This is a genomic window from Vibrio salinus (assembly GCF_021272385.1).
Classification (GTDB): domain Bacteria; phylum Pseudomonadota; class Gammaproteobacteria; order Enterobacterales; family Vibrionaceae; genus Vibrio; species Vibrio salinus.
This window is the reverse complement of record NZ_JAJSDZ010000005.1, coordinates 282658-303915: the sequence shown is the minus strand read 5'-3', so window position 1 is coordinate 303915 and position 21258 is coordinate 282658. Positions and strand designations below refer to the sequence as shown.

21 protein-coding genes are annotated in these 21258 nt (G+C 41.0%); 8 read left to right on the top strand and 13 right to left on the bottom strand.

Translation table 11 applies throughout. The features are described 5' to 3' along the window. Positions 1-13: 13 nt before the first annotated feature. From LRQ06_RS01495 to pspF, 7 genes are all read right to left on the bottom strand, one after another. A complete protein-coding gene (locus LRQ06_RS01495; protein ID WP_232764673.1) occupies positions 14-808 on the bottom strand; it encodes a DUF2927 domain-containing protein in 795 nt (264 codons plus the stop codon). Positions 809-811: 3 nt separating this feature from the next. Further along, positions 812-1597, bottom strand: a complete 786-nt coding sequence (locus LRQ06_RS01490) for a peptide ABC transporter ATP-binding protein (RefSeq protein WP_232764672.1) — start codon at positions 1595-1597, stop codon at positions 812-814. Next, the gene (locus LRQ06_RS01485) at positions 1594-2595 is read right to left on the bottom strand and encodes a peptide ABC transporter ATP-binding protein (RefSeq protein ID WP_232764671.1); all 1002 of its coding nucleotides are present in this window, start codon (positions 2593-2595) and stop codon (positions 1594-1596) included. The genes LRQ06_RS01490 and LRQ06_RS01485 overlap by 4 nt, the downstream gene beginning before the upstream one ends. Beyond that, positions 2595-3482, bottom strand: coding sequence for an ABC transporter permease subunit (locus tag LRQ06_RS01480; protein WP_232764670.1), 888 nt, complete (start codon positions 3480-3482; stop codon positions 2595-2597). Before LRQ06_RS01480 ends, LRQ06_RS01485 begins: the two co-directional genes overlap by 1 nt. Then, entirely contained in the window at positions 3469-4431 is a 963-nt protein-coding gene (locus LRQ06_RS01475) for an ABC transporter permease (protein ID WP_232764669.1), read from the bottom strand. Before LRQ06_RS01475 ends, LRQ06_RS01480 begins: the two co-directional genes overlap by 14 nt. Then, the gene (gene sapA / locus LRQ06_RS01470; RefSeq protein WP_257794071.1) at positions 4431-6041 is read right to left on the bottom strand and encodes an ABC transporter substrate-binding protein SapA; all 1611 of its coding nucleotides are present in this window, start codon (positions 6039-6041) and stop codon (positions 4431-4433) included. The genes LRQ06_RS01475 and sapA overlap by 1 nt, the downstream gene beginning before the upstream one ends. 108 nt (positions 6042-6149) lie before the next feature. Next, positions 6150-7157, bottom strand: a complete 1008-nt coding sequence (gene pspF, locus LRQ06_RS01465; RefSeq protein ID WP_232764668.1) for a phage shock protein operon transcriptional activator — start codon at positions 7155-7157, stop codon at positions 6150-6152. A gap of 170 nt (positions 7158-7327) precedes the next feature. On the opposite strand from pspF, the gene pspA reads away from it, so the two are divergent. The 4 genes from pspA to LRQ06_RS01445 are packed head-to-tail and all read left to right on the top strand — an operon-like array spanning position 7328 to position 9246. Further along, positions 7328-8008, top strand: coding sequence for a phage shock protein PspA (gene pspA / locus LRQ06_RS01460; RefSeq protein ID WP_232764667.1), 681 nt, complete (start codon positions 7328-7330; stop codon positions 8006-8008). Then, positions 8008-8244 carry an envelope stress response membrane protein PspB gene (gene pspB / locus LRQ06_RS01455; protein ID WP_232765449.1) on the top strand — a complete coding sequence of 79 codons (237 nt, stop codon included), beginning with the start codon at positions 8008-8010 and terminating at the stop codon, positions 8242-8244. Before pspA ends, pspB begins: the two co-directional genes overlap by 1 nt. Further along, positions 8234-8626 (top strand): envelope stress response membrane protein PspC, encoded by a 393-nt coding sequence (gene pspC / locus LRQ06_RS01450; RefSeq protein WP_232764666.1) that lies wholly within the window; start codon positions 8234-8236, stop codon positions 8624-8626. Before pspB ends, pspC begins: the two co-directional genes overlap by 11 nt. 41 nt (positions 8627-8667) lie before the next feature. Then, positions 8668-9246, top strand: coding sequence for a DNA-3-methyladenine glycosylase I (locus LRQ06_RS01445; RefSeq protein ID WP_232764665.1), 579 nt, complete (start codon positions 8668-8670; stop codon positions 9244-9246). 32 nt (positions 9247-9278) lie between these two features. On the opposite strand, the gene LRQ06_RS01440 is transcribed toward LRQ06_RS01445, so the two are convergent. The 3 genes from LRQ06_RS01440 to LRQ06_RS01430 all read right to left on the bottom strand — a co-directional run bounded on the left by LRQ06_RS01440 (position 9279) and on the right by LRQ06_RS01430 (position 14367). Beyond that, on the bottom strand, positions 9279-10478 hold the full coding sequence (locus LRQ06_RS01440) for a cystathionine beta-lyase (RefSeq protein WP_232764664.1): 1200 nt from the start codon (positions 10476-10478) through the stop codon (positions 9279-9281). A gap of 80 nt (positions 10479-10558) precedes the next feature. Then, complete coding sequence (gene cls, locus LRQ06_RS01435; protein ID WP_232764663.1) at positions 10559-12013, bottom strand: cardiolipin synthase; 1455 nt, start codon at positions 12011-12013, stop codon at positions 10559-10561. Positions 12014-12201: 188 nt separating this feature from the next. Beyond that, the gene (locus LRQ06_RS01430) at positions 12202-14367 is read right to left on the bottom strand and encodes a methyl-accepting chemotaxis protein (protein WP_232764662.1); all 2166 of its coding nucleotides are present in this window, start codon (positions 14365-14367) and stop codon (positions 12202-12204) included. 500 nt (positions 14368-14867) lie between these two features. Here LRQ06_RS01430 and LRQ06_RS01425 point away from each other — a divergent pair, with 500 nt between their 5' ends. From LRQ06_RS01425 to LRQ06_RS01415, 3 genes are all read left to right on the top strand, one after another. Further along, the gene (locus LRQ06_RS01425) at positions 14868-16211 is read left to right on the top strand and encodes a sodium-dependent transporter (RefSeq protein ID WP_232764661.1); all 1344 of its coding nucleotides are present in this window, start codon (positions 14868-14870) and stop codon (positions 16209-16211) included. Between the two features lie 97 nt (positions 16212-16308). Continuing rightward, positions 16309-16995 (top strand): TIGR01621 family pseudouridine synthase, encoded by a 687-nt coding sequence (locus LRQ06_RS01420; protein ID WP_232764660.1) that lies wholly within the window; start codon positions 16309-16311, stop codon positions 16993-16995. A gap of 25 nt (positions 16996-17020) precedes the next feature. After that, positions 17021-17953 (top strand): class I SAM-dependent methyltransferase, encoded by a 933-nt coding sequence (locus tag LRQ06_RS01415; protein ID WP_232764659.1) that lies wholly within the window; start codon positions 17021-17023, stop codon positions 17951-17953. A gap of 50 nt (positions 17954-18003) precedes the next feature. Here the strand turns inward: LRQ06_RS01415 and LRQ06_RS01410 are convergent, their stop codons facing one another. Continuing rightward, positions 18004-18441, bottom strand: coding sequence for an META domain-containing protein (locus tag LRQ06_RS01410; protein ID WP_232764658.1), 438 nt, complete (start codon positions 18439-18441; stop codon positions 18004-18006). A 108-nt stretch (positions 18442-18549) separates the two neighbouring features. On the opposite strand from LRQ06_RS01410, the gene LRQ06_RS01405 reads away from it, so the two are divergent. After that, positions 18550-18819: a DUF1289 domain-containing protein gene (locus tag LRQ06_RS01405; protein WP_232764657.1), complete on the top strand. Its 270-nt coding sequence runs from the start codon at positions 18550-18552 to the stop codon at positions 18817-18819. 5 nt (positions 18820-18824) lie between these two features. Here LRQ06_RS01405 and LRQ06_RS01400 read toward each other — a convergent pair whose 3' ends face one another. Together LRQ06_RS01400 and LRQ06_RS01395 are read right to left on the bottom strand one after the other, a co-directional pair. Further along, positions 18825-19049, bottom strand: coding sequence for a hypothetical protein (locus LRQ06_RS01400; RefSeq protein ID WP_232764656.1), 225 nt, complete (start codon positions 19047-19049; stop codon positions 18825-18827). Between the two features lie 201 nt (positions 19050-19250). Next, positions 19251-21218, bottom strand: coding sequence for an LTA synthase family protein (locus tag LRQ06_RS01395; RefSeq protein WP_232764655.1), 1968 nt, complete (start codon positions 21216-21218; stop codon positions 19251-19253). Between the last annotated feature and the right edge of the window lie 40 nt (positions 21219-21258).

The window sequence follows — 21258 nt, the reverse complement described above, 5'->3', positions numbered from 1 at the left end:
TAAACAGGGACGATTACATACCTAAATATAGGCGTAATGGGGAATGAACCGCCTGATATATTGACTTATCAAGTTCTCCGCTACGTTTCATTTTTTTGATTTCCCGGGTCAGAACAGGCTTTAACTCTTTTTTATTCATACCTGGCTTGATGGCCGGATTATAAAGAAGTTTCAGTAACGTAATGTCCAGTGGTGATAGAAATGTATCCGGGGTTTTATCGTTAAAGATAGATGGGTATGCGTATACGGAGTCATTTTTCAGGCCCAGAGATTGCGTTGTTTCTTCAATAATACAGGCGATCAGTTTACCGTGGTCTCTGGCTTGATCTACGGGAATAACAATAACGGCTTTGGATATGACAGACGTTGATTTTTTGGCCCGGATGTTAAACATACAGACAGAACCATAAGTATTTTTGGCTGAACGCTTGCCCATTTCTTTTCTGACAATTCCTTTCCATAACGATTGTTTAGTAAAGAATATCAACATATTGGCTTCTGAACGGTTTTTTGCCGGGGAAAAGGGCAGGTGTGTAATTTCAGATAGATGTTGAAAATGCTTTTTTAATAACAGGTCGTGAATTTTTCGATTGGCTACATCATGCTTTATCCAGTATCGGACCGGTGTCTGCCATTTCAAAACAGGTGAGACATTTGTTTTAAACTCATTTTTCAGGGCGACTTCGAAAAACGCTTTTTCGATAAAGGGCAGTGATTGCCATTTATGTTCAAAATCGGTTGTGGCACTTGTATGAAAAGCGGAAAAACCGATGACAATGGATAGAAACGTAATAACCAACTTTTTCAACAGTTAAAATACCAACGATTTATTAAAATGACTTTCTATCATACGTTGGGTGACGATGTGCTGAGGGTTCGCCAATACTTCTTGTGTATAGCCGGATTCAACAACTTCACCTTCATGCATAACAATGACTTTATCCGTTATGTGTTTGATAATACCAATATGCTGAGATACATATACGAAAGATACGCCCATTTTTTCCTGTAATTCCAGCATCAGGTTGATAATTTGTGAACGCATGGCCATATCGAGTCCGTTCAATGCTTCATCGGCAATTATGATGGATGGTTGGAGAATGAGAGCGCGGGCCAGACAAACCCTTTGCTTTTGTCCTGTAGCTAGCATTTGTGGATAAAAGTAAGCGTGTTCTGGTAATAGTCCGACCCTGAGCAAGGTTTCTTTAATTCTTTTTTGACGATCTTCTACAGACATATTGGTATTCCGTCTTAAAGGACCATCCAATATCCGGCCTATCTGAATTCGTGGATTAAGCGATGTATTTGGATCCTGAAAAATCATCCGAATTAATTTACAGCGGGTTTCGTAATCTTTGTGGTGTAATAAGTCTCCATTGACTCGTATTTCACCGGTTGTCGGTTCAATTACCCCGGCTAAGATCTTAGCCAGAGTTGATTTTCCTGAGCCATTTTTCCCTATAAATCCAATGGTTTGACCAACTTCAAGTGAAAAGCTCACCGGTTTGACCGCTTCCTGATATTTTTTACGAAAAAAAACTGAACGGGTAGAGAATGATTTTGATAAGTCAGACACTTCTAGTAATGGGGTGCTCATTTTTCATCTCTCTGTTCGGTATTTAATGGAAAATGACAGGCGTACTTGTGACGTTTTATTATGGTACTTTCGGGAACGACAATGCACTTGCGCTGAGCCAGAGGGCATCTTGGACCAAGACGGCAACCTATTGGTAAGTGCTGTAAAGGGGGAATGGTTCCTGGCAGGGAATGTAATTTTTGTTTATGTGGAATCGCATCGCTGAAATCAGGCATGGCTGTTAATAAAGCCAAAGTATATGGATGCTTAGGCTCCGTTATGATCTGTTCGGTTGTTGCTGATTCAACTGATTGTCCACAGTACATTACAGTAATGCGGTTTGCCCATTGAGTAATGGTTGTCAGGTCATGTCCTATTAGTAGAATTGTTGTGTTATCAACCTGATTCATCCTGCTGAGCAGCCGCAGAATCTGAGACTGTGTAATGGGGTCCAGGTCGTTTGTTGGTTCATCAGCAATGAGAATTTTGGGCTTCGCTGCAATGGCCATGGCTATCATTACTTTTTGACATTCACCCTCTGTCAGTTCGTACGGATAGCAATCCATAACCCGGCTGTGATCTTTGATTCCCACTTTGTGAAGAAGAGCAATTGCCTGTTTTTTACGCCAGGCTAATCTTTGCCACCAAGCTCCGTTAAATGCTCGTGAAGGAATGGCTTCGATGAGCTGTTTCCCCAGAGTGTCTGATGGGTCCAGGCAGGTTGATGGTTCCTGAAAGATCATTGCTATATCTCTGGCAATAACTCGTCTACGTTCTTTCGGCGTTAGTTGTAATAAATCAACATTACCCAGTCTCATGCGATCGGCGGTTATTCTCCATTGATCTTTGCACAACCCGACAACGGCCTTAGCAATCAGGCTTTTTCCCGAGCCGGATTCTCCAACCAGTCCCCGAATCTCACCTTCATTCATTGTCAGGCTCATCCGGTCGACCGCTTTAACAATACCTTGCGGCGTATCGATTTCGATAGTTAAGTGGCGAATGTCTAAAATTGGCATTACTCGATCCCCGCGTTAATTGCCCGACGAGTTCCATCACCGACTATATTAACGATGATAATAGTAAACATAATGGTCAGACCGGGAAGTGTCACTGTCCATGGTGCAAGATATAATAGTTCTACCGAGTCACCAAGTATTGCTCCCCATTCTGTACTTGGTGCCTGAGCCCCAAGTCCTAAGAATCCCAAAGCGGTGATATCGAGTATGGAGGTCGATAATGCAAATGTAATTTCAGATGCAATAACAGTAAGTACATTGGGTAATATAGAGTTCCAGAGCAGATAAATATCTTTTGCCCCGTCCAGCCTTGCCGCCATAATGTAATCTTTTTCAATTTCGTTATGAACTGCTACATACAATGATCGGATAAACCTCGGTATGAGTGCGAGAGTAACTGCATACAAGACATTAATTTCTCCAGTACCCAAAAAAGCAACAAATATAATGCCTAGTAGCAGAGATGGAATGGATGCAATAGTATCTAAGAGGTGATTTAATGTACTGGACAGTATGCCTGACGTCATTCCGGCAAGAATTCCAATCAGACATCCTATTAGTGTGGATACCATTGTTATTATGATGGCATAACCAAGAGAATGCCTGGAACCTTCAATAACACGGGATAGAATGTCCCGGCCCAAATCATCGGTACCAAAGAAGTAATCCACACTACCGGATGGATCCCATGACGGAGGTAAAAGCAGGTTCCCGGTTTGCAACTGGCTGTTGTGAGGTGATATCCAGGGAGCCAATACGGTTATCAGAATCAGTATCAGCAGACACCATAATCCAAACATCGCAAGGTTGTTAGTACGGTAGCTTCTCCAGAATCGTTCGAACTGGCTAGGGATGTGCTCTTCCTGATAAACATTATTGGTTAGCATACCATTCTTTCCTTACCAGAGGGTTGACGATTGCGCCAAATAAATCGGATAAAATGTTGGCAGTTAATACAACGGAGGCAACGACAATTACGCCAGCCTGAATGGACACATAGTCTTCTCTGGCTAATGCATTTAGCAACCACCGGCCAATACCCGGCCAGTTGAATATGGATTCGGTAATCACGGCGATGGTAAACATGGTTGATAGCTGAAGTCCAAATTTAGGAATAATCGGTGGAATGGCATTTCGGAGGATATGTTCTCTGATAATGCTGTATTGAGATAGTCCCCGGATTTTTGCTACCCGAACATAATTTTGATTAATAACATCCGATACGGATTCTCGCATCAGTCGGATTATTTGAGTGGTTGGAGATAAGGCTAAAACGATACAGGGTAACGTTAAATGTTGTATGACACTTTCTATGGCCTGTTGCCGGTTTGCGCTGTCAGATAAGAATACATCAATTAATGTAAATCCGGTCACATGATCTATCTGGTATAACAGGTCATAACGTCCGGAAACCGGGAAAAGCTGATAGTTCAGGGAAAGAACCAGTATAAGGATAAGCGCAACCCAGTACACAGGTGCCGCGTAACCACACATTGAGATAAAAGAAATAACAGTATCTATCCATTTTCCCTGTTTCATTCCTGCTATGGTTCCCAAAGGAATTCCAACAAGCAACGAAATAATAAAGGAAAGTACGCATAATTCCAGAGTAGCCGGGAATACGACTTTGAGTTCTTCAATAACCGGTATTCCCAGATTGTTGAGTCCAAAGTTTAAATGGCCCAACTCCCGTATATATAAAAACCATCCACTCCAGAAATTATCTAATGCCCAGTGTGAAGTGGTATCTAATCGGATGATGTTGTATCCCACTAACGTAAGAATCAACAGAGTGATGATAAAAAGAGCTAATTTGCGAAGGATGTAAACGAGCATTATTGAACCCTCTCAACATGATTAAACGGTTCAACATTAAACGGGTTGATTTTAAACCCCTTAAGAGTTTTGTTATACGCTTTAAATTGCATTCCGTGAGCCAAAGGAATTACCGGGACTTCGTCGTTAATAACATATTGTGCTTGTCTGTAAATATTCAAACGGTATCTTGGGCGATTGACTTCTGTGGCCAGATCCAGCAGAAAATCAAAATCCGGATTACACCATTTGGATAAGTTCCGGCCATTTTTCACCGCAGAACAGGAGAGAATCGGCCTTAAAAAAGAATCCGGATCCGCTGTTTTGCCTGACCATCCGGTAATAATGAGGTCGACACTATTCAATTCTTCTTTACTTACCCGTTTCTCAGAAATCAGGTGTAATGTTATTCCTACATTTTTTAGATCAGACTGAATCAGTTCAGCCGTTTTTCTCGGACTTGGATTATAAGATGAAGGTTTTAGAGGGACCAGCATGGTCAATTCTAAGCCGGAATCGAATCCTGCATCTTTTAATAAACCCAAAGCGTAGTTCTTATCATAACGGACATTAAACGTATCTTTTTGATAGGCCCATGATGATGGAGGAAGCATTGTGTAAGCAATACTACCGGTTCCATAGTAGACCGAATCCAGAATGTTATTACGGTTTATTGCCATACTAATGGCTTTTCTGACCCGACGATCTTTGATTGCCGGATGTTCAGTGTTGATTGCGATGTACGATACATTCATTGCCGGAGCCGACAGTAAACCGATGTTGGGTCTTTGTTCGATAATTGGTATCTGACTGGAAATCGGTGTGCTCAGCACATCGCATTCATTTAAGAGCAGTTTGGCTAAGGTTCCTGTTCCTCTTTGAGAGATATCGAAGACCACCTGAGCCATTTTTGCTACACCATTCCAGTAATTATTATTTCTTCGTAGACGGATGAAGTCATCGGAGTGAAATTCATCAACATAAAAAGGACCGGTTCCGACAGGGAAGTTGTCTAACATTCCTTTTTCGTCTTCGAGTATAAGCTGGTCTGCATACTCTTCGGACAATATTACCGCATGAGGCGTTGCAATATTGGAAAGAAAACTGTTGTCAGGTTTTGAAAGAATGAATTCTACCGTGTAGTCATCCAGCATTTTTACGGATTTGACCAATTGCACGAAATTGATTCCGTCAAACCATGGATAGTGTCCACCATTGACGAAATGAAAAGGGTTTTCGGGATTTATGATTCGATCAAAACTGAAGACAACATCTCTGGCGTTAAGGGTTCTCGATGGTGTGAACCAGGCTGTATTTTGAAAATGAACATTTTTTCTTAATTTAAAGACGTAATGGGTACCATTGTCACTAACTGTCCAGCTTTCCGCAATATTAGGCCGAGGTTTTTGATTATTATCATTGAGGACGAGTAAGGTATCGTAAATTTGAGGGCCTAATGCGCTGACAATTAAACCACTCTCTGCAAGTTGAGGATTAAAAGTCGTTGAATTCCCCTGAGCACAATAAACAAAACCGGTTTTCCGAATGTTATTGTGATCAACGTTATCTTTACATGCTGATAGTGTAACCAGGCTGATTAGGCCTAGTATTACATTTGATAGTATTTTCATATTCAAAAGAATTTTAATAATGAGGGAATATCCGGATCCCTTTTGAATTAGCGCCACTTTAACACTTTTAGCATTGTCTACCAATGAGAAAGGCATAAGAGCAGGGTTTTATTGGCTATTTTTTGTCGAAATCCCATATTTTCTTATCAGCCCTCTTAGTTGATGATAGCTTAGATTTAATTGTTTAGCGGTTTCTTTCTGATTGAAATGAAGAGTTTCCAGTGTGGTTAATAGAATATGTTTTTCTGAATTTTCCAGCCATGATTTCAGATCAAGCGGTAATGAAAAATCCGGTTTTTTTAAAGAGGAAACATTCTTGTGCACAGCAGTGGTTGTTGCCTGATATGGGTTTTGTAACGGGTTGAATATAATACTGTCGATTGGAGAGTCCGTGTGTTGATTGACATAGACAGCTCGCTCGACGACGTTTCTGAGTTGCCTTACGTTTCCGGGCCATTGATATGAAAGCAGTGAGTCTTCAACACTCCGGCTGAACCCCGGGAAATAGGATAGATTTAATTCACGACACATCTTGATACCAAAATGTGTTGCCAGAAGCAGAATATCTTCCTGGCGTTCCCTAAGCGGTGGAACATGAATAACATCAAAGGTCAGGCGATCAAGTAAGTCGGCCCGGAATTCATGTTTATTGATAAGCTCCTGCAGATCTTGATTGGTTGCAGTAATCAGACGTACATCTGATTTCAGTGTTTTGTGCCCGCCAACCCGTTCGAATTCACCGTACTCGACAACCCGTAATAGTTTTTCCTGAACATGCAGAGGAGCTGTTGCAATTTCGTCTAAAAAGAGGGTTCCCTTTTCGGCTCGTTCAAAACGGCCCTGATGCTGGTGCCTGGCTCCGGTAAAAGCGCCCGGTTCATGACCGAAAAGCTCTGAATCGACCAGTTCTCTGGATAAGGCGGCACAGTTCATTGTCAGGAATGGTTGATCCCAACGGGATGATAAATAATGCAAACGTGAGGCAATCAATTCTTTTCCGGAGCCTCGTTCGCCAAAAATCAGCACCGGCCTCTGAACTTTTGCCAGAAGAGATACTTTTTCCAGCATGGCTGTGAAATTTGGTGATTCTCCAATAAGATTGTCTCGTGGTTTCATAACATCGCCTTTTTGGTTAAATTTACCACTCCTAGGTTAAAATTTCACTAAAATGAAGTGCTCATGATCATTGTTGTTGTTTAACTACTTGTTTTTTCGACTTTAATATATTGGCATGGCAATTGATATTGGAAAAGAGACAGTGTTTATTTTTAATAGGAGTAACCAATATGGGTATTTTCTCAAGATTTGCTGATATCGTAAATTCAAATATAAGCGCTTTGCTTGATAAAGCCGAAGATCCGGAAAAAATGATCAAGCTGATTATTCAGGAAATGGAAGACACTTTGGTTGAAGTCAGAAGTGATTCTGTGAAAGCTATTGCGGACAAAAAAGATTTGACCCGGAAAATAACCGCATTAGAGCATCAGGTCTCTGAGTGGAGTGATAAAGCAACATTAGCGCTATCAAAAAACAGAGAAGACCTGGCCAGAGCCGCATTAATCGAAAAACAGAAGTTGGTGGACATCATTAATGATTTAAAAAATGAGTTAGTTATTATTGATGAAACCGTGGATAAATTAACCGGAGAAATTAATAAGCTTGAATCAAAAATTATTGAAACCAGAGCAAAACAACAAGCCTTAGTGATTCGGAATACCGCTGCCGGGAATCGTCGTAATGTACAAAAACATTTGTATAAAAGTCAGGCAAATGACACGATGGCTAAATTTGAACAGTTTTCCCGCAAAATTGATGAGTTAGACGCTGAGGCGGATTCATATGCTAAATCAGCGCAGAAAAAATCATTACAGGATCAATTTGCTGAGCTTCAGGCTGAAGACGAAATTGAAAAAGAGCTGGAAGCGCTAAAACAAAAACTTAATAAAGAGGCAGATAGCAACAAATGATGATGTTTCCTATTATTTTTGTACCCTTGGTGATTTTCGTTCTTATTGTTGCTCCTTTGTGGTTAATTTTACATTACCGGAGTAAGCGGTATACCAGTCAGGGGCTGAACGAAGACGAATTACAACAGCTTCACCAGCTTATCCAGCATACGGAGTCGCTCAAGCAAAGAGTGAAAACACTGGAAAAAATATTGGATGATGAAGCACCAAACTGGCGGGGATACGATGGCAAATAGAGAATTATACCGGGACCCGGTAAACGGTAAAATATCAGGGGTATGTGCAGGAATCGCCAATTATTTCGGACTTGAAGTATGGCTGGTAAGAATTATTGTCATATCGGTTACTTTGCTAGGTGGTGGATTCATTGTCTTTCTTGCTTATATCGCTCTAAGTTTGATGCTGGAAAAATCAACGGAGCATTCTGGTAATAATAAGGACGTTTTTGAGAGAGCCCATACTTTGAAGCAACGTTCATGGAAGCAGGGTGAAGCACCGGATAAGTTATTGAATAATCTGTCTGATGATATAGAACAAATCGAGCAGTCGGTCAGAAATATGGAAGCTTATGTCACATCGGAGGCTTATAAAGTGAATAAGGCGTTCAGAAATTTGTAGAAAAATCATCACATAACCACTACACATAAGAAGAGGTGACTGTGGAGAAAAAAAGATGCCCATGGCTGGATTTATCCAAAACTGACTACGTTAAATACCATGACAAGGAATGGGGTGTTCCGGTATACGATGATAGAACTCTGTTTGAATTTGTAATTCTGGAATCTGCTCAGGCCGGGTTAAGCTGGTATACGATTCTAAGACGCAGAGAAGGGTACAGGAAGGCTTTTGATAATTTTGAACCGTCATTGGTAGCGAATTATGACGCAGAAAAGGTTGAACAGCTAGTGAATAACTCCGAAATTATCAGGCACAGGGGAAAGATTCAGGCTGCGATTGGTAATGCAAAAGTTTTTTTAGCTATTCAGAATGAGTTTGGTTCTTTCAGCCGGTATCTCTGGGAATATGTTGGCGGTAAGCCCGTGGTTTTACGCCCGGAGAGAAAGGAAGATTTTCAGGTAACGTCAGAGTTATCTGATCAAATCAGTCTTGATTTAAAGATGCGTGGATTTAAATTTTTTGGATCAACTATTTGTTATTCTTACCTTCAGGCTTGTGGTTTAATTAATGAGCACAGTATTGACTGTTTTTGCGCTCAAAAAGAGAGTGAAACTACGTGAGCCAAATCGTCTCACGTAGTTATTCGTTTCACTTATTCTGGTTTCTGTTGAAGCATGTTTCGATACCGGTTTAATCCTGCTTCCAGATCATTAATCAGATCGTCCGGGTCTTCCAGACCTATATGGATGCGGAATAATGTCCCACTGAAATTCGGATTTGCGACTGTACGTAATGACTTAAAGCTTTCGGGTTCATTCGCCAGAATTAAACTTTCAAATCCACCCCACGAGTATCCCATACCAAAGTGTTTCATGCCATCAAGCAATGCCGTGGTGGCTTTTGGGTGACTTCCTTTCATGACAAATGAAAACAGGCCATTTCCGCCGGTAAAATCCCGTTTGAAAATATCATTTCCCGGGCAGGATTCCAGAGCCGGGTGGCGAACATGATCGACATCGGGCTGTGATTCCAGCCACTGAGCAATCTTCAGGCTGCCGGACTGGTGTTGTTTCATACGAACATCCAATGTTCTTAATCCTCTGAGTGCGCTATAGGCATCGTCAGGCGAAACACACTGTCCCATAAGATAAGCTTGTTCACGCAACTGGTCCCAATAGGGCGCTTTGGCAACGGCTGTGCCTATCATGGTATCTGAATGACCAACAATGTATTTCGTCGCCGCCTGAATCGAAATATCAACCCCGTGTTCTAAGGCATTAAAGTGAAGGCCGGCAGACCACGTGTTATCCATTATAACAATAATGCCGTGCTCATGGGCTATTCGAGAAAGGGCTGGAATATCCTGAACTTCCATTGTGATGGACCCTGGAGACTCAGTAAACAAAATTTTGGTATTGGGTTGAATTAAGGAGCCAATATCTTTGCCGATGGTCGGTTCATAATAGGTTGTTTCAACACCCATTTTTTTCAGCATAACATCACAGAAATTCCGTGTCGGTTCGTAACATGTATCAACCATCAATATATGATCTCCGGTTTCAACAAATGAGAGGATTGTATTTGCAATGGCTGCAGCACCACACGGAAATAGTGCACATCCGGCACCGTTTTCGAGTTGTGTCATTGCATCCTGAAGTGCGAAATGTGTATTTGTTCCCCGGCGCCCGTAGAAAAGAGTTTTATTTGCTCTGTTCGTTGTTGCTTTATGTTTTTCTAAAACAGAATTAAACAAAACAGTAGATGCTCGTTGTATCGGAGGGTTAACAACACCCTGGGTCCATTGGTTTTTTCTGCCCATGGTAATGAGTTGGGTTTTTTTATTTTCTGACATTACGAGTCCTTGTTATGTTAATTAATTATTTGTAACTGCGTTTATTTTTTACGTTAAATCGGATTGATGGTTATCAGGTCTTAAAGCAACGGATTAAATAAGTAATAAATACGCTCTAATACTTTGTTGTATAAAGGTCTGTTTTGCCATTCAGAATAAATCACTTTATGTGATTGTTGTATATATTGATTTTGAATCTCATATAACTGTTTGGTGAAATCACTGTCGTCAACGGCCAACGTCACTTCGAAATTGAGCCATAAGCTGCGCATATCAATATTGACGGTTCCAATCAGACAAAATTTATCATCAATAACAACGGATTTTGTATGAAGTAACCCACCATAAAATTCATAAATATTAATTCCGGCATCAAGAAGATCACCGTAAAATGAACGGGATGCCCATTTGACCATCAGAGAGTCATTTCTATGGGGGATTACGATATTGACGGTGATGCCCCTTTGTGCGGTTAGTTTAAGGACATTGACCAGATCCGCGCTGGGAACAAAATAAGGCGTTGTAATGGTAATTGACTCATTGGCCTGATGAATAGCCAGTGTTAAAACCTGAAGAATCAGGTTTTCCGGTAGTCCCGGACCGGACGGAACCACTTGTATCGGATGAGGAGCCGCATTGGGTACCAGTTTGCATTCCGGTAGTGTCGGAAAGTTACGCTCACCCGTTTCAAATTCCCAGTCCCAACAATGTATAGCAGCCAGAACGTTAACCGTTGGTCCGGTTACTTTGACCATCAGATCAATCCATTCTCCGACACCGGAATCCTGCTTAAATGTACTTGGGTCGACCATATTCATTGAGCCCGTATACGCGATTTTTTCATCAATGATGATGATTTTCCGGTGTTGGCGTAAATCAATACGCCGGAAAAAGATACGTAATATATTTACTTCCAGGGCAGGGATGATGTTTATACCGGCATCTTTCATCATCGTGAACCAGGCGCTGGAAAAGAAGCGGTGACTACCTGCTGCGTCGAGCAAAATATTAACAGAAACCCCTCTTTTGGCTGCCTGTATGAGTGCAGATGAAACGGATTTGACTAAACCTTCCGGGTGCCAGATATAAAATACCATCCGAATTGAAGATTGCGCATTTTGAATATCGTCAATGACTGAACGAAGGGTTCTATTCGGATCTGAGTGCAGGGTTAAAGTATTACCACTCAGGGCGGGTATATCCATCCTATGATTACATAATTCGTCAATTTTGAAGATGTGTTCACCCATGGTGTCAGTCGCATGCGCCTGACAGCTATTCAGTTGTTTGAACCATGAACGGAAGGGGACAAACATTTCCCTGGCTCTTTCTGCTCTTTTCCCTCCTAAATTCAGTTCTCCGAAAAGAAAGTAGCAGATGACACCGAGGATTGGAACAATATAGATAACCATTAACCAGGCCAATGAGACACTCACGGCGGTTCGTTTGGTTACGACCCTGATTGTTACTGATGCAACTAATAACCAGTAAATAGCAACAATTGCAAGGGTGAGCAGATGATAGACTTTATCCATATAACCTAATGTTCAGTCATGTTAAATAGAATAGTAATATCAAAAAAGGTAATTATCTAATATCACTCTCAATTGCTACTGTATAGTAAGTAATGTTTTTAGCCTATTTTTTTACGAAATAATCTGAGTTTTGAACGGCAATTATCGCCCCTGAACTGATTTTCAGAACAGGGGCATGGTGGTGTGTTTTATTTCAGGTTGAACTGTTTTATTAGATCGTTGAGTTTTTCTGATTGCTCAGTTAGTTCATTTGCGGCCGTTGAACAGTCCTCAGAATTTTGGCTATTTTTATGTGTTACCTCATCAATTTGATTAATGCCCTGAGATACCTGTTCGGCGCCTTCCGCCTGTTCTCCGGCGGCCTGCGCAATTTCGTTCATGATATCCGAAACCTCAGCAACGGTTTCCACAATTTCATGTAAAGCACTTGCCGTATCCTGTGACAACTGGATACCATTTTGTGTTTTGACAGAAGACGTTTCAATTAATTTACTGGTTTGTTGTACTGCTTCTGCACTTCGGGCTGCAAGTTTTCTGACTTCGTCAGCAACAACAGCGAAGCCCCGGCCTTGTTCGCCCGCACGAGCGGCTTCAATTGCGGCATTGAGTGCCAGTAAATTTGTTTGTTCAGCGATGTCTTCAATGGCACCAATAATATTATTAATGTCTTGACCTGATTGTTCGATTTCCTGCATTGCATCCTGAAGCTCGGCCATTAATGCATTACCTTTTTCTGCAGATTCAAAATTTCGTTTAGAGAGCTGACTGGCCTTGTCTGCATTATCGGATGTCTGACGGATTTGTGCAGCTATCTGGGTTATGGTCGCACTGATTTCAGTGATGGCTGAAGCTGAATCATTTGCCCCGTTAGATAAGTCATGGCTTAAGTCTGATACATTTGATGCGGTTGTTGAAATGACATCCGAGCGCTGTTTTATTTGTCCGACAAGATTGTTCAAATCCTGGATCATAAGGTCAAGAGCATTACCAAGCTGGTCTTCGTCAGAGGCAAGTTGGACATCGATATTCAGTTCACCTTTGGCAATTTGTTCTGCAATTTCTACCTGGCCTTGTAACGAAACCGCCATATTATCCAAAGATTCAGCAAGTTGACCGACTTCATCTTCACTTCGGTAGTCTAGTCGTTTATTGAACTGACCCTTTGATATGGATGTCGCCATGTCGACGGCACTGAGAATCGGAGTCGCCAGTTTTTTAGCGGTCAGAACCAGTGCGATGATAGCCAGGATAGTAATTATCACCCCAATAATGATCTGCCATTGAACATCAGATGAATTGTTGGTGGATAATTCACTGACTAATTTATCGACATCCTCCAGTACAAGATTCTTATTCACCGATATTGTGATGGCCCATTTAATGTTTGTTTTACCAAGACTGATTGGTGCTAAGATTTGGATATTATTTGTTTTTTTATCCAGAGAAACGGTAACTTTTCCCGCTTTTGTTGACTCTATGATTTTTTTCGAATTATCGGCAAAGATATTGGTAATTGGTTTCCCTATTGCTTCTGGATGGGCGCTATCGGCGATGGTCAAGCCATCTTGAGTGAGAATCGTGACCTGAGATTGTCCGTTATATAATTGCTGGGAAACTTCTTTCGCCAGTTTTTGCACAAAATCCAAATCATAATCTGCTCCGACTACCCCAAAAAATTTATTGTCAGCGATAATGGGGACGGACAATGTTACCAGCCAAACATGTTTTCCATTTACAATGTATGGCAACGGAGCGGTTACGGTTTCATTTTTTGTGGCTTTTGGCACCTGATACCAATTCCCTTTCATTACTCCGTTTGGGTGTGACTCTGTTGAATCATATTCAACCAACGATTGAACCCGAATGTTGCCAGATGAGTCTCTGACCCAGTATGGGGTAAAGCGGCCAGTGTCCTTATTATTGCCATTTTCGCCATTGCGGAAATGAGGATCTTTATTATCAAATGCATTGGGTGCCCAGCATGAGTAGGTACCATTTAAATCCGGATTACTTTTTAAAACCCTTACCAACATGCTATTAAAAAGTGGCCTGGTCAGGGATTGTACATTGTGGTTTAAGTCGTATGCTTTGGCTGCGCCGGAAGCATCTGCGATGGCTCTGGCACTACTTATTGCTTCTTCCAGCCGCCGGCTGATTGACTGAGCATAATCTTGTGCCGTTGACACCAGTTTTTTCTCCGTTTCGTTATTAACTAATGATGAAACATTGTGAGAAACAAAGCCTTGTGTCGTTGTTGATGAATAAATGCTGAAGACGACCAGCATACCTGCTGTTATGAAAAGGCAGATACCGGCGGTCAGTGCAATTTTTGTTTGTATTGATTTTAACTTCATATAAAACACCCTAATTAAGGTATAAGCGACGGTTATTAATCAAAGTAATAATAGAAAGACTATATGAAGTTATCGAAAATTTTTTCCGATTCTTTAGATAACTTAGAGAAATGAATACAAAAAGATCGAATTGATCTAATAAATATGACATTTCTTTTGAAATTTTATAATTGAAGGGTTTCTGTATTCTCTGTGGAATAAAACATTTGAAGAAGAAGCGAAATAAGCCGTATTTTTAGTCGGATTTCATTTGGAGTTTTATGTTGTTTAAACGTTAATGAATAGTTTGTAGTTGTATAAAAACTGTTTTGTTCAGAAAACAAAGCCTGATATCTTCAAAAAAACAGAAGTATTTACAATTTTTGCCTTTCAATTTTATTCCGAAACTGGTTTACTTGCCACGCTTTGACAAATGGATGTTTTTCATTTGTTGTAAAGATTTTTTTACAGTCTTTGGCATGTTCTGAAGATGATGATGTGTTTTAATTTGGTATATATGTATGGCAAGTAGTAGTAGAGGTCATTTCTCGTCGAGAATCGGCTTTATCATGGCTGCAGCAGGTTCAGCGGTTGGTTTGGGAAACGTCTGGGGTTTTCCGACAAAAGCTGCGGATAACGGTGGCGCCGCGTTTTTAGTGATCTATCTGGTGATGGTGTTCTTATTGGCTTATCCGATGTTAGTTGCGGAACTGACCATCGGACGCTATGGTCAGTCTAACCCTATCTCTTCAATTCGTTCCATCTGGAAAAGTAACCGGTTTGCCGCCGGTAGTTTCGGGTTTATTGGTTTGTTAACGGCTGCATTTATTCTGAGTTTTTATGCCATTATTGCCGGTTGGCTGATGGGATATGCTGTTGCTCCGATTCTTCAATCGATGGGTATGGAAACTGTCGCCGACTGGTTGGTTAATTTCGGTGATAGCCGGAATATTGTACTGGCTTTATTATTCGGTCTGGTGACCATTTTTGTTGTTCAAAAAGGTGTTGCAGATGGTATTGAAAAGTGGTCAACCCGATTGATGCCAATGCTGTTCGTTCTATTTGCAGTTATGATTATTTATATCTTCACGCAGGATGGTGCAATGGAAGGTCTGAAGATGTATCTGGTCCCCGATCTTTCACATATCAATGGCGGTTTGTTAGTTGATGCGATGGGACAGGCCTTTTTCTCTTTATCGCTGGGTTGTTGTTCGATGATGGTTTACGGCTCATATCTTAAAAAAGATGTGAACCTGCCAAAAACGGCAGCGCAGGTTGCAACGATTGATACGGGTGTTGCTTTTTGTGCGGGACTTTTGATTTTGCCGGCAATGTTTGTTGCTAAAAATCACGGTGTTGAGATTTTTACGAAAACCGGTGAATTAAAAAGTTCAGCTGATCTTGTGTTTACCGTATTGCCATCCATGTTTGAAACGATGGGCGGGATTGGCATAGCACTTAGTTTCTGTTTCTTTGTTTTGATGGTTATTGCTGCTTTAACTTCTTCAATTTCAATGTTGGAAGTTCCGGTTGCAGCAGCTCAGGATGAATTAAAATGGGAGCGCCATGTTGCAACCTGGGTTATAGGCGGTTTGATTCTGATTGCCAGTGTTATTATCTCCTTACATTTTGGCACATTATTCGGCATTGTTGTGGATGCAACAACGGTTTATATGCAGCCATTACTTGGTGCGGTTTGGGCTGTCGTTGTTGGCTGGATATGGAAACGGAATAAATTACTCGAAGAGCTGAAGCAGGGCAATCCAGAAATTGAATCATCATTGTTTTGGCGAATCTGGCCATGGTATGTGAAGTTTATCTGTCCGGTTGCCATTCTCATGGTATTCGCTTATCCACATTTTTAATTCTTCAATTATTCAATGGCCCGTTCGGGCCATTCTTATTTTCATAGCCATTCATTATAAGAACAATTATAATCGCGCTCCGTTTTAAGGAGTGAGCATGTTTGAGATTGTATATACTCATCAGGATTTTATTATTATTAATAAGTTTTCTGGCGTTTCTGTTCATAAAGACGATAGTGATATTGCTCTTGTAAGCGAAGTGAGTAAACGTGTTGATGGGAAACCGCTTTTTCTGGTTCACCGGCTGGATAAAATGACGTCCGGTTTGTTAATTCTGGCCAGAAGTTCTGAAGCTGCCGCGAAATTTGGTTCTTTGTTTGAGAATCACTTAGTTCAGAAATTCTATTTAGCACTTAGCGATAAAAAGCCAAGAAAAAAACAGGGGCTTATTTCCGGTGATATGGCCCGCTCCAGACGCTCCGCCTGGAAGCTATTGCCTTCAGATAAAAATCCGGCGTTTACTCAGTTCTTTTCCCGGTCAGCCTCTCCCGGAGAACGTTTGTTTTTGTGTAAACCCCTTACCGGTAAAACGCATCAAATTCGAGTGTCGTTAAAGTCAATTGGTGCCCCAATTATAGGTGATCCGATTTACAACTCTCAGTCACAGTCTGACAGAGGTTATTTGCATGCGTACTGTCTATCTTTTGAATTTGAGGGCGAAAACTTTTCTTTTCGCTACATACCCCAAGATGGACGTTGGCAGTCAGTTGAAATATTAAAAATACTGGAAGGTGAGTGGGTTAATCCTGAGGCACTTAACTGGCCTGTCGTTTTTGTAAAATAAAACCAAATTGTATATAGAGATGAATATGAATAAGGATGCGTTGGGCGATTTTATTTCTGAGATTGTTAATCAGTTACCGCATGCATCAGGTGAAGTTCGCCGTTTGTTTCATGGCCGGGGACGTTGGTGGCCAGGGTTAGAGCAGTTAACGGCAGACTGGATTGATAACCAACTTGTTGTTGCTATTTTCAAAGAACAGGATGATAGCTTTCTTCACCGCTTAAAGCAGGCTCTGAATGAGCTGGCGGGTTCAGTAAGTTGGGGAAAAGCATCCGGTAAAGCCATCATTATTCAATACCGGTATCAGAGTAGTTCTCAAACAGAGGTTATAACCGGTGATGTTGAATGGGCTCCGATCGTGACTGAAAACGGTCTTAAATATCAGATGAGTCTGGGTAAGAACCAGAACAGTGGGCTATTTCTTGATATGAGATTAGGACGGGATTGGGTTCAGAAACAGAGCCATCATTGTCGTGTTTTGAATCTATTTTCTTATACCTGTGGATTTTCTGTAGCAGCAATTGAAGGAGGAGCCTCAGTAGTTGTGAATGTCGATATGTCAAAGCCTGCGCTTTCTGTCGGAAGAGAAAACCACCGGCTTAATGGGCATGATTTGTCTAAGGTGAAATTTTTGCCGCATGATATTTTTAAGTCGTGGGGGAAAATAAGGAAAAATGGTCCATATGACCTTATCATTATAGATCCTCCTTCATTCCAAAAAGGCAGCTTCGCGCTAACATCTGATTATAAGAAAATTTTGAAAAGACTTTCTGAATTACTGAGTCGTGACGGTACTGTTTTGGCTTGCGTTAATTCACCGTCTTTAACCAGTCAGTTTCTGATTGAACAAATGGCTGAATACGCTCCTGACGTAAAATTTGTTGCCCGTCTTGATAATCCTGCAGAATTTTCCGATATTGATCCGGAAGCAGCGCTGAAAGTGATGGTTTTCCGTTAATAATACCATTCCCCCTGTTAGCGAAAAGTCACCGACAGGGGGAAATACGCTTAGTTAGTTGCGGTAAATGTCAGGCTTTTTTTGCCAACAGATAAAACCAAGCTATTATCGTTGATATTAATGTAATTCCATTTCTGAATCGCATCAGTAAACGTATTTTCCAGCGCGGTTACATCTTTCTCGCATACTTTGTGGGTTTTATTCAAGTGGTCCAGACGAAATTTGCTTTTTTCTATGTTGGCTTGGGCAAAGAAATGATTGCACCCTGCTGAACCAACAGCCATCATTTTTTTATCAATGACGATATAGGGTATGCTATCACCTTTAGGCAAAGAGACTTTTTCTCCGTTTATCTGAGTCAATGACCATTTCTGGGCTTGCAACTCATTCAGAGAATAACGTGATTTTTGCGATCCTGAAGATGTACATCCAGCGGTAAACAAGGTTACTGCAGAAAGAGACAAAAAGAGTTTTACACCAAACTTCATATAACCAACCTTATACGCTAGAGTGTTATTTGTATTGTTTGAATAATTTGTCGTAAATTTTATATGAGAGAAAAAATAATTCAATTTTAAATCTGAGAATTTATTCTTATGGAACAGTTAGATTTCTTTGATGTGCCGAGTCCTTGTGTTGGAGTTTGTAGTGCTGATGAAAGAGGTTATTGTAAAGGTTGTATGAGAAACCGTCAGGAACGGTTTGGATGGCAACAGTTATCTAATCAGGAAAAATTGAATGTCATAAAATTATGTCGAAGACGTTACCGACGAAGGCAAACAGAAAAAATCAAAAAAACAACGCCGCCTGAAATGAATCCGGCGGCGACTTTGGATTCGGAGGATACTCAACCCGATCTGTTTTAGTGATTTTATTTCCAGCGATTACTTACCCAACCGCCAATTTTTTCATCGAAATGGGTTCCGTTAAAATTTCTTTTCGTCTCTGGTTTTTTATCAGACATAGGTTTTTCAACCAGTAGATGGTGAATATAGTCAGCCATAGGATCGTGTTCACTCGCTTGGGTTGCATTCTGTTGACGGATTGCTGCTTCTTTAATCATTTTCAAACGATATGCTGAACTCGAACGCTTCATATAACCTCCTATTGATAGTAAACGGTATTAAAAATAGGACTGAATATGAACTTGGTCAATATACTTTCGTTAGCACTTTTTTGACGTATTTTTATTATCAATAAGATGGTGCTGAAAAATTACTGGAATAATAAATAAAGCCACATTTGATAACAAATGTGGCTATTTAATTTTATGGGCCGTTTACATCTGACATTGTTTTTAATTTAGATGAGGTTTTTCCTGATAATTTTTAAGTTGTGAATATAAATTATCTTTGTAAACAATGCTTCCCCATAACGAGTATGCCAGAGCTTCATCAACCAGTTTTTTCGGCACTTCTCCTTTACTCAACATTTTTGAGTGCGGATTATAGTTAAATGTCTGAGCCGGTTTCTGTGGCTGGAATACGACGACATGGTGCTTTGCATCCATCCATGCGAACGTTTTATCACGTTGCATAAGCGCTCTTTGTTTTTCTATTGGAATGTCTTTCGTCATATCGTGGCCAATCATCGGAGTATAAGAATCGATTCCAGCCAGAGACAATAATGTTGCCGGCATGTCTAACTGACTTGCAAGACGACTATCCATTCTTGGTTTTATACCGCCTCCGGTAATAATGGCCGGGATATGGAAGTGAGTAACAGGGACAATCTGATCACCATAGGTACGTGCATCATGATCCGCGATAACGAGAAAAACAGTATTATCCCAGTAGTCAGATTGTCTTGCTTTTCTGAAGAATTCGCCCAGTGCATAATCTGAATATTTAACCGCGTTTTCCCTTGTTTCCGCAGGTTCATTGACATGCTTTATCCGGCCTGCCGGGTATTGATATGGCGTATGGTTAGAGGTTGTGAAGACCAGGCTGAAGAAAGGTTTGTTATCTTTCGTGAATTGTGTGAACTGTTTGTCTGCTTTATTAAATAAATCTTCATCACTTGCTCCCCACGAACCGACAAAAATAGGATTTTTAAACGTAGCGGCATCCTGAATATTATTAAAGCCATTGCCTAAGAAGAAACGCTTCATATTATCAAAGTGACTTTCGCCGCCATATATAAATTGAGTGGCGTAACCTTGCTTGGATAGAACATCAGCAATTGTGAAATAATTGGTCTGGCTTTTGCCCAGTTTAACGATAGCCCGGGCCGGTGTCGGTGGAAAACCAGCTGTAACGGCTTCTATCCCGCGGACTGACCGGGTACCTGTAGCGTAAAGATTGGTGAAAGCCCAGCCAGAATGAATTAATTTATCAATGTTTGGTGATAAATCTTTACCGCCCAGAGAGCTAACGAATTGTGCGCCGTGACTTTCTAATAAAAGAATGACGATATTTTTCTTTTTCGTTCCGGATGCGTTATGGAATGCAAGCGTCGGGTATTTATCAGAGATGAATGAGCCGGGTTTAAGCTCACTTTGAGCTCTGATAGTGGAAATGACTTTCTGCTCACTCATCTTTGGATACATGGTCAGCGCACTGCTTTCGCTTTCCATCTGAGTAATGGCAAAAATGACGGAATAAGATGAGTTTAGTGCCAGATCATTAACCAGAGGGTCAGTTGAAAATGCTACCATTGCCGGGTTCATCGGGCGGTGCTCAAGACTGTTCCGAGCTCCCAGTACACCAAGAGCAACCAGCAGAACAGCGATAACCGGCCGGAAGTACCATTTAGGATAATATAGGTTGTTGAACCAGCGGGCGGTTGCTTTCCACAGAAAGACGATGGTGATGACAGAAACAACCAGACCAATAAATAGCTCGAGTTTATAGCCACCCCAAAGCATGGACATGACTTCTTTTGGATAAATTAGGTATTCGACAAAAATACGGTTTGGACGTAAGTCGTATTCCAATATGTATGGAACTGTCGCGACTTCCATATAAACCAGTAACCATCCGCCTAACAAAATCCACATTCTGAAAATATAATGCCAGATTTTCCCAATGATGTGGGGGCCCGATAAAATGGCGTGGAGAAGAGCGGGCAGAACTAGCAGATAGCACAGAGTAGAAATATCAATTCTGAAACCACCAATAAATAATTTAATCCATTCATCTGAACCGTGAAGTCTGCCAGATTGCCAAAGTGCTAAACAGAGCCGGGATGCAGAGAGAAAGATTAAAGAAAGTACTGTGAATTTGATTAAAGGCGTTAAGTAATGATGTCGTTTCATCTTGAACATTTACATTTTCCCAGAGGATTACTTTTTAAGCAGTAGTCGC

Excerpts from the sequence above, each read along its gene's own strand:
- LRQ06_RS01490 (WP_232764672.1), bottom strand. The coding sequence starts at position 1,597 with ATGAGCACCCCATTACTAGAAGTGTCTGACTTATCAAAATCATTCTCT.
- LRQ06_RS01485 (WP_232764671.1), bottom strand. The coding sequence starts at position 2,595 with ATGCCAATTTTAGACATTCGCCACTTAACTATCGAAATCGATACGCCG.
- LRQ06_RS01480 (WP_232764670.1), bottom strand. The coding sequence starts at position 3,482 with ATGCTAACCAATAATGTTTATCAGGAAGAGCACATCCCTAGCCAGTTC.
- LRQ06_RS01475 (WP_232764669.1), bottom strand. The coding sequence starts at position 4,431 with ATGCTCGTTTACATCCTTCGCAAATTAGCTCTTTTTATCATCACTCTG.
- sapA (WP_257794071.1), bottom strand. The coding sequence starts at position 6,041 with ATGAAAATACTATCAAATGTAATACTAGGCCTAATCAGCCTGGTTACA.
- pspF (WP_232764668.1), bottom strand. The coding sequence starts at position 7,157 with ATGAAACCACGAGACAATCTTATTGGAGAATCACCAAATTTCACAGCC.
- pspA (WP_232764667.1), top strand. The coding sequence starts at position 7,328 with ATGGGTATTTTCTCAAGATTTGCTGATATCGTAAATTCAAATATAAGC.
- pspB (WP_232765449.1), top strand. The coding sequence starts at position 8,008 with ATGATGTTTCCTATTATTTTTGTACCCTTGGTGATTTTCGTTCTTATT.
- pspC (WP_232764666.1), top strand. The coding sequence starts at position 8,234 with ATGGCAAATAGAGAATTATACCGGGACCCGGTAAACGGTAAAATATCA.
- LRQ06_RS01440 (WP_232764664.1), bottom strand. The coding sequence starts at position 10,478 with ATGTCAGAAAATAAAAAAACCCAACTCATTACCATGGGCAGAAAAAAC.
- cls (WP_232764663.1), bottom strand. The coding sequence starts at position 12,013 with ATGGATAAAGTCTATCATCTGCTCACCCTTGCAATTGTTGCTATTTAC.
- LRQ06_RS01430 (WP_232764662.1), bottom strand. The coding sequence starts at position 14,367 with ATGAAGTTAAAATCAATACAAACAAAAATTGCACTGACCGCCGGTATC.
- LRQ06_RS01425 (WP_232764661.1), top strand. The coding sequence starts at position 14,868 with ATGGCAAGTAGTAGTAGAGGTCATTTCTCGTCGAGAATCGGCTTTATC.
- LRQ06_RS01420 (WP_232764660.1), top strand. The coding sequence starts at position 16,309 with ATGTTTGAGATTGTATATACTCATCAGGATTTTATTATTATTAATAAG.
- LRQ06_RS01415 (WP_232764659.1), top strand. The coding sequence starts at position 17,021 with ATGAATAAGGATGCGTTGGGCGATTTTATTTCTGAGATTGTTAATCAG.
- LRQ06_RS01410 (WP_232764658.1), bottom strand. The coding sequence starts at position 18,441 with ATGAAGTTTGGTGTAAAACTCTTTTTGTCTCTTTCTGCAGTAACCTTG.
- LRQ06_RS01405 (WP_232764657.1), top strand. The coding sequence starts at position 18,550 with ATGGAACAGTTAGATTTCTTTGATGTGCCGAGTCCTTGTGTTGGAGTT.
- LRQ06_RS01400 (WP_232764656.1), bottom strand. The coding sequence starts at position 19,049 with ATGAAGCGTTCGAGTTCAGCATATCGTTTGAAAATGATTAAAGAAGCA.
- LRQ06_RS01395 (WP_232764655.1), bottom strand. The coding sequence starts at position 21,218 with ATGTTCAAGATGAAACGACATCATTACTTAACGCCTTTAATCAAATTC.